An 8,538-nucleotide genomic window follows, 5' to 3' on the forward strand; every position below is an offset into this window, starting at 1 on the left:
GCCTTTGCAGGGCAAAACGACAACCGTTTTGGCTCATAATCCATAGCAGTCTTTACAATCGCGACATCCGGTCAGGAAGCCGTCACACGGAGAGCAAAATGGGAATCGGCATTTCTTTCCCATGGCCCAGGCGGGTGGGCAGCCGCGCATGGGCAGCAGGACTGGTAATTGCCACGCTTGTCTGGCCGGCGGACGCCGTCCCCGGAACGCCCGGCGTCGCCGCAGCCGATTCCGCAACCGCGCGAACGCCCATTGTCGGTGTAACGAAGGACGGCTGGCCGCCGTTCGACTACCTCTCGGACGGCAAGCTGGATGGCCTCAGCGGAGCCTTTCTTTCAAAGGCGCTGGGAATCGGGGCGAACGGCTTCCAGACCCGCATATTTGCGAATGCGGGCGATCTGGTGCTTGCCGCGTGCCGTGGCGAAGTCGACATCGTTCCGGACCTGGCGCGCACGCCCCAGCGCGAAGCGTGCCTCACGTTTTCCGATCCCTACTACGACGGCAGCGGAGTTGTAGTGACGCGCCCCGATCGCACCGCATTCGCGAGCCCCGCCCTCGCGCCCAGCGCAACGTACGCCGTAGAGGAAGGCTTCTTCATGGGGCGGCAACTGCGCGAACGCTACCCCGACGCACGATTCCTCTATACGCCCAACACGCATGAGGCCTTGCAGGCCGTGGCAGCAGGCCGCGCGGACGCATACTTCGGCCTTCTCCCCTCAGTCGAATACGAGATGCGCGATCCGGAGCTTCGCAATCTCGTTATTAGCGAGGCCCACACGGAACCATCGGGCGACTTGCGTTTCGCGTTCCCGCTCGACCATGCAGCGCTACGCGACAGGGTCAATCATGGTCTTGAGCGCATTAACCCCGACGAGCGCACGCAATTGCTTGCCCGATGGATATCCGGTGACGTGACGCCGCCGCCCGAGTCGAGCACGTTCACACTCAGCCCCGACGAGCAAAAATTCCTTGCGGGCCTGCCGCCTCTGAAGGCCACTCTGGTTACCCGATGGGCGCCCTATAGCTATCTCGACAGCGCCGGCCAGCCGTCGGGCATGCTACCGGAATATCTCGCCTATATCGCAAAGCGACTCAACATACGGATCGTCCAGACGTCTTCGCCGCGCGGCTCGCCTAACGAGGAAGGTTCGATGCTCGCGGCCGGCACCACGGATCTGGTGGTCTATGTCTGGCCAGTGCCGAACCGCGAGCGCCTGCCGCGCGCCACGGTACCCATCATGACGTATCCCGTCGCCATTGTCGGGCGGCGGACGGCGCCGGTGGTGAGCAGCCTGTCGCAACTCGACGGTCTACGCGTCGCCGTAGGAGAGCGGTCCGGCAACGCCGCCTGGGTGCATACCGAAGCCCCGAACGCGAAAACAATCGAAGTGCGCTCGCCCACTGACGGATTGCAACTCGTGCGCGAAGGCAACGCCGACGTCGTGATCGGCAACCTCGCCGCGCTCGACCAGTTGCTGCAGGGAGACGACGCGGAAGACTTCAAGGTGCTCGGCTGGACCGGATACCGGCAGGCCATCGGATTTCAGTTCAGGGCCGGTCTCGAACCGCTCGTGGCAATCGTCAACCGGGTACTGACAACCATGCCGGAGGCGCAGCGCGCCGCGCTACAAAACCGGTATCTCACAACGCGATACGAGCTCGGCCTCTCATGGCAGGATGCAATCCGCCGCAGCTTGCCCATTCTGCTGATCGTCCTGGCCGCAATCGTCGCACTGGCATTCGGCTATGCGCGCCTGCGCACCGAAGTGCGCCAGCGTAAGCGAACAGAAGCCGATCTCACCACGCAACTCAAGTTCCGCGAAACGCTGCTCGACCTCGTGCCGCTCCCGATCGGCGTGCGCGATGCGCAAGGCCGTTACATCGACGTCAACGCCGGAGCCGCGGCGGCCATCGGGCTACCTCGTTCGGAAATCATCGGGCTCACGATCCCCGAATGTATTCGACGCAGCAAATTGACCGGATCGCTCACGCACGCGATCGAGGCACTGGTTGGCGAAAACAAGACGTTCGACGGCGTCTTCGTTCGATTCGTCAATCTCGACGGAGAACAACGGCATGGTCTGTACTGGTCCCGGCAATTCTTCGACGAAGGCGGCAAACAGCTCGGCTCGGTCGGCGTTGTCGTGGACGTCACGCCGGTTGTCAATGCCGAACGAAAGATTCGCGAAACAGAAGCCCTGCTGCAGGACATCACGCGCAACCTGCCCGCCGCCGTATTTCAATTGCGGCGCGATCCGAACAACCGCCTGGCGTATCAATACGTTGGCGGGAACGAGGAGCTACTGCCGGAGCTCCCGCAATTCGGGCCGCCGTCGAAAGACCTTCGTCATAAGCTGGCCGTCGCGCCGGATCAGATACGTTACCTGCGAGAGGCATTCGAAGAGTCCGGGCGCACCATGCGGCCGCTGTTCGCCGACGTCCAGGCACTCGACGGCAACGCCGTGCGCTGGCTGCAGATCAGCGCCGTGCCGCGTCGCAGCGAGGACGGCGCGCTGCTTTGGGACGGGTACTGGAACGACACGACGCGCGAGCACCAACGGGCCGAAGAACTGGAGGAAGCCCGCGACGCAGCCGAGCACGCCTCAGTCGTCAAGGACCAATTTCTTGCGATGATGAGCCACGAGATTCGCACGCCCATGAGCGGCGTGCTTGGGCTCGTGGAAATTCTGGCACAAGGCGACTTGCGGGGAGACCAGGCGCCCATCGTAGGCATGATTCACGATTCGGCCGGTGCCCTGCTGCAGATTCTCGACGACATACTGGACTATTCGAAGATTCAGGCCAACAAGCTCGCCATCGAAAGCGAGCCATTCGACCTTAGAGCGGTTTGCGATCTCGTGATGGGCATGCTCTCGGCGCGCGCGCATGAAAAGGGCCTCACCATGCGCTGCCGGATCGACCGGAACGTAGCGGCACGGCATCGTGGCGACAGCGTGCGCATTCGCCAGGTTCTTTTTAATCTGCTCGGCAATTCCACCAAATTCACCGCGAATGGCACGATCTCGCTCAATGTCGACATTGAAAGCGATACAGGCTCCGCTCAGGTGCTTCGTCTGGCGGTAGCCGACACGGGCATCGGCATCGAGACAGAGAAAATTCCCATGCTGTTTTCGCCGTTCGTCCAGGCCGACTCGTCCACGTCCCGGCGCTTTGGCGGCACAGGCCTCGGTCTGGCGATTTCGAATCAACTGATCAAGCTGATGGGCGGGAAGATCGACATAGCGAGCGAACCCGGCAAAGGAACCCGCGTGACCGTTTGCCTGCCGCTGCCCGTCGAGAAGCGAAAGCAGGACGACGAAGCGCAATTGCGCCAATTGCGCGCCGCCATCCTGGTGTCGAACAGGAACCTCGCCGAAGCCCTGCGCGAGGGACTCGGCGCGCTCGGGGTGCATGCCGCCATTGCAAGCCGGGACGAAATGAATACCCTGCCAGGCGAAGAAAGCTCCGGCACACCGAACGTCGTCTTTCTCGATGCGGAAGTGCCCCCTCCCAAGGGGTTGGGAGAGCGTCTCACAGCCATTCACGTCACGGAGCGCCCGAAGGCCGCCGGCTACCGGCTCACCGACGACGACATTCGCCTGAGCGTCAATCCCCTCTCGTTCCGAGGCCTGCGTGCCGTATGTCACGCGGCTCTCGGCGAAAGGGTGAACGCCCATGCACAGGCAAACGCCGACGATACTTCTCTGCCGGTAGTCCGGACCCGCGACGAGGCGCTGCGCGACGGCGCGTTGATCCTCGTGGCCGAAGACAATCCCGTGAACCGGCATCTGATCCAGATGCAGCTCCAGCTTCTAGGCTGTGCGAGCGATGCCGTAGAAGATGGGGCACAGGCACTCAAGCTCTACGAAACAACCCATTACGCCATACTCATTACCGACTGCCATATGCCGAACATCAACGGGTATGCCCTCGCCGGGGAGATTCGCGAGCGCGAGCGAGGGCAACGTGCTCTTGCGTCGGCCTCCGAACGGCTCCCCATCATTGGCGTGACGGCGAGCGTGCAGCCGGACGAGCGCGAACGATGCCTCGGAGCCGGCATGGACGACTGGCTGCGCAAACCCGCCCAGATCGAAGTATTGCGTGCATGCCTCGCACGATGGGCACCGGCTTGCTTGCCGCAAACTGCGGCACCTTCCCAGGAAGGAACGCAATCCGGAAGCACAGGTTCCGATCCGGCGCACAGTCCAGAGGCGGGGGATAGCGGCGACGTTCCATTGCCGCCGCTCGACTGGCAAGCGATCTGCGGCCAGCAAAGCCATGCCGGCCGTGACGAAACGCTGATCAAAATCGGGGCGGAGAGCCTGCGTGACGACGTGAAAAAGCTGGCCGAGCTGCTTGAGGCGCCGGATGAGGGGGTGCTGCGTGAGTGGATACATCGTGTAAGCGGTACCGCCATGCTTCTACGCTACACACCGCTTGCCGATGCGCTTGCCGATTTTCGGGCATCCGTACTTGGACAAAGCGCCATTCCCCTTGAAACGGCCGCGCGCAAGGTGACGGCCAGGCTGCTCAGAATAGCCGGCCACATTGCCACGCAGTAACACCTAAGGTACCTGGACGCCGATCAAGAACCTGTCACCTATCGGCGAATTCCTTCCTTTTTCTAACAATCTCAAAATTGAGCCGAAGGTACACTCGGCCGCACATTCTTAAATCATGTTGCACATAGTTCGCGCACCATGAAGACGTAAATTTTCTCTCGGGTTTTGAAGCATGTTTATGCAGTTCCTTAACGTGGCAATTTTCTCGCCGTGCCTGAATTGGCTCGCTACCCTAATCGTCCAGCCGACAGAGGAAGCGGGGCATGAACACCTGATCGTCCTCGCCTGCGCCGCCGTTGGCGCCACCCTGGTCCTGGCATCAATCGGATTCGGTTTCGCGCTGGAAGCCTTGACGCGTGGCCGCATTAGAGCATCCAGATACGACAAAACCCGGGCGTGAACCGGGCCGGTTCGCGGCAGCGTTAACCCGCCATCGGCCCTGGGTCTTCTGACAGGGGCGCAGCGCCGCCGGGCGCCGACGAGGGTTGGCCGCCCTGGCCGCTTTCGAAAATGAAGCGATATAAATCGGCATCGCGTTCGATACCTAATTTCCGCATGGCAGTGTTCTTCTGAGTACTGATCGTCTGCTTGCTTCGATGCAACTGCTGCGAAATTTCGCTAACCGTAAGACCGGACGCAAGAAGACGAACAACTTCCATTTCCCGCTTTGTGAGCGCGGGGCGTTCGCGCTCGCGAGCAACTTTCGACTCCAGTTGCCGCGAGTCGGTGGTTTCGGGAAAAAAGGTATCGCCGGCAACGACCGCGTGGACCGCCGCGACCAGCAGATCGATGTTTCCCCCCTTGTTGACCACGCCACGCACACCCAGGCGGGCAATTTCAGTCGTCAGCGGAGGATTGTCGATCATCGTGAATACGACAATCTTCAGGTTGGGGTAGCGCCGTCTTATGAACGACAAAAATGTGAGGCCGTCGCCGTACTTCCCGCCCGGCATCGAGTAGTCGGTGATCAGTACGTCGCATGCCACGCTGTCCAGTTGCTCGACGATTTCACCCGACTCGCGAGCCACGCCAACGACTTCAATCGTGCTCGTCCCCGAAAGAATGTGCTTGAGCCCTGCGGTCAGCATGGGGTGGTCGTCGGCGAGTATGACTCGGATTTTCATCACAGGAGGCATCGGGATCGGGCTCCATCAAGTTACAGGCCACTCACACAGTATAAATACTGTTTTCGTTTTTTGAGATCGCACTGTGCCTGCGTAAGCTGAAGCGCAATTCCAGATGTGGGCCAAGCTCGCAATGATGGAGCCCTTTTAATTCACAAGGGCAGGATAAGGTTTCCGGCTGGTTGGCTCAGGCGTTACGGAGCCGCTGGTAAAACCGGTAAGCAGTGTAGGACCCCGCACCCGCCCTCAATGTCGGACTGGTACGAATTTTCGGATGAAGGGTCTCCACTAGCCGTCCGGCCTGGTCACGTGCCGGCGGACCCGGCACGTGACCAGGTCCCCGACCTCGCGCGACTGGAGGTGCTACCCGCCCTCAGGCTTCGAGTTGCTCCAGCACCTTGCCTTTGGTTTCGATGCCGAGCAGATGCACGGCCAAGGCGGCGAGGAACGGCACGGCTGCGAGGATGTAGAACGCCATGTCGAGATTTCCGCCGATCATGGTCTTCGAAACGATGGTGGGCGCGAAGATGGCCGCCACCTTCAGCCACGCGCCGCCCATCCCGCAACCCATGGCGCGGATGCTGGTGGGATAGAGCTCCGGCGTGTAGACGTAGGCCGTGATGAAGCCGCACGCGAGGAAGCCCAGCGCGAACGCGCAGAATGTCGCAACCACGTACACCGACATCGCGTGGCAGATGCCGGCCAGCGCGAGCGACAGCGCGCACAGCACGAACGAGACGTTGATGATGGGCTTGCGGCCCACCTTGTCGACGAGCAGCGCGCAGGTGAGCGAGCCCACCACGCCCAGCACGGACGCCGCCACCGCCAGATTCAGCGCCAGTTGCAGCGGCGCGTGATAGATCGTGCGATAGATCGTCGGCAGCCAGGTCGAAAGACCATACTGGATGAAGCCGCAGGTCATCCACAGCATGGCCACGGCGATCGAACGCTTGAGGTAGGCCGGACCGTAGAGATCCTTGACGCGGCGCTCCGGGTAGCGGTTGACCAGCGCGTCGAACTCCGCCGCATCCGGGATCGGTTCGAGCACGCCCTTCACCTTGCGCTCGAACGCGCTCACGGCGAGATGCGCGTCGTCCAGGCGATGGTGTTCGGCAAGCCAGCGCGGCGACTCGGGCACGAGACGGCGCAGCGTGAAGAACAGGATCAGCGGCAGGCCGCCGATGAAGTACATCGCCTGCCAGCCGAAGCGCGGCACCATCCAGGCGCCCAGCGCATTCGAGGCGAGCAGGCCGATGGGGAACACGATTTCGTAAAGCAGAACGAAACGTCCACGGCCGTGCGCACGGCTGATTTCATTGATGTAGGTGGCTGCCACCGGCAGTTCGCCACCCAGACCCAGACCCTGCACTACCCGCAGCGCAGCGAACGCCGCGAAGGTGGGTGCGAAGCCGCACGCGATGCTCGTCACGCCGATGATCCCCGAGCTCCATGCAATCGCGCGCACGCGGCCGTGCCGCTCGGCAAGCCACGGGAACAGGAAAGCGCCGAACAGTTGCCCGATCGACCCGGAAGCGATCAGAAAGCCGATCTCCCACGGCGTGAGATGCCACTTCTGGATGAGGATCGGCAGTGTCGCGGCGATCGCGATCACGTCGAAGCCATCGAAGAACGTGGCGAGGCCGATGAGGATACGCGCGCGCACCTGCATGGCATTGGTCGGCAGGCGTTCCAGCCGCGCGATGATCGAACCGCGCGTGTGGGCCTCGCCCACGCCTTGGGCGCTCTGCCGTCCGATGAAGTTATCGATGGTTCCCATGCGTCTCGTCCATTCCCGTTTCGTTGGTCTACGCAAGTGCCTTGCTGGTGTCGGTCAGGGTCGAAAGATCGACCGCACGGCCCTGGCTCATCCATTTGCGCGCGAGTTTCAGGTCGCGCGCGGCGTTGATCGCGATAACGCCGCGCAGATTGCCGTGCTCCACGAAGAAGAGCGTCGCGCGCTTTTCGTCGAGGTTGCCGCGCACCGCCAGTTCGGCGTCCGCGGGCAGATCGCCCAGGATCTGCAGGTTCACGTCGTATTGGTCGGACCAGAACCACGGAATCTCGGCGTACGGAACCTTCACGCCCAGCACGGCCTTCGCCGCCGCAATGGCCTGGTTCTGCGCGTTGGCCCACGACTCCAGCCGCACGCGCCGCTTGAGCCACGCATTCGGATGATTGGCCACGTCGCCGCAGGCGAACACGTACGGGTCTTCCGTCGCGCCGTATTCGTCCACCACGATGCCGTCCGTCACCGCGAGGCCCGCGTCCTGCGCGAGTGCCGTGTGCGGCGCGAGGCCGATGCCGGCCACGGCGAAGTCGGCGTCGAGCGTCGAGCCGTCGGCGAAGATGGCGCGCACGCGGCTCGCGTCCTCCGGGTGATCTCCGAGCGAGACGAGCGCCGCATTCAGGCGCACGTCCACACCATTTGCGCGATGCAGGTTCAGCAGAAAGTCCGAAACCAGCGGCGGCAGCGAGCGCGCGCACAGGCGCGGCGCGCCTTCCACCACGGTCGCCTCCACGCCGAGCTTGCGCGCCGTGGCCGCCACTTCGAGACCGATCCAGCCGCCGCCCACCACGAGCACGCGCTGGCTCGCGCGCAGACGTTCGCCCAGCGCCACGGCTTCGTCGAGCGTACGCAGGTAAGTAATGTGCGAAGTCTTCACGACGCTCGCCGGCAGACGGCGCGCTGCACCACCCGTCGCGATCACGAGACGGTCGTACTGCACCTCGCGGCCCTGGCGGGGGGTGAAGCCCCCCCCGGCACCGGCGGAGCTAGGGGGGGCAGCGGGGGGCCGCGGGTACCACGGCAGGTGGGGGGAGTAAGAGGGGGTTGAGGCGTCGGAGCGGTGGGG

General features: G+C 63.0%; 4 protein-coding genes. 1 reads left to right on the forward strand and 3 read right to left on the reverse strand.

The window, feature by feature from the left end; translation table 11 throughout:
• The first annotated feature begins 98 nt into the window (after nucleotides 1-98).
• On the forward strand, nucleotides 99-4,562 hold the full coding sequence (locus tag V8683_RS15560) for an ATP-binding protein (protein WP_411193266.1): 4,464 nt from the start codon (nucleotides 99-101) through the stop codon (nucleotides 4,560-4,562).
• Between the two features lie 422 nt (nucleotides 4,563-4,984).
• On the opposite strand, the gene V8683_RS15565 is transcribed toward V8683_RS15560, so the two are convergent.
• The 3 genes from V8683_RS15565 to V8683_RS15575 all read right to left on the reverse strand — a co-directional run.
• A complete protein-coding gene (locus V8683_RS15565) occupies nucleotides 4,985-5,686 on the reverse strand; it encodes a response regulator (RefSeq protein ID WP_411193267.1) in 702 nt (233 codons plus the stop codon).
• Between the two features lie 373 nt (nucleotides 5,687-6,059).
• Nucleotides 6,060-7,463, reverse strand: coding sequence for an MFS transporter (locus V8683_RS15570; RefSeq protein WP_411193268.1), 1,404 nt, complete (start codon nucleotides 7,461-7,463; stop codon nucleotides 6,060-6,062).
• 28 nt (nucleotides 7,464-7,491) lie between these two features.
• A partial coding sequence (locus V8683_RS15575; protein WP_462880658.1) for an NAD(P)/FAD-dependent oxidoreductase occupies nucleotides 7,492-8,538 on the reverse strand: 1,047 nt, incomplete at its 5' end.

Source organism: Paraburkholderia sp. AV2 (assembly GCF_054968425.1).

Bases quoted from the DNA above. Each gene is read 5' to 3' on its own strand.
- V8683_RS15565 (WP_411193267.1), bottom strand. From the start codon at position 5,686: ATGAAAATCCGAGTCATACTCGCCGACGACCACCCCATGCTGACCGCA.
- V8683_RS15570 (WP_411193268.1), bottom strand. From the start codon at position 7,463: ATGGGAACCATCGATAACTTCATCGGACGGCAGAGCGCCCAAGGCGTG.
- V8683_RS15560 (WP_411193266.1), top strand. From the start codon at position 99: ATGGGAATCGGCATTTCTTTCCCATGGCCCAGGCGGGTGGGCAGCCGC.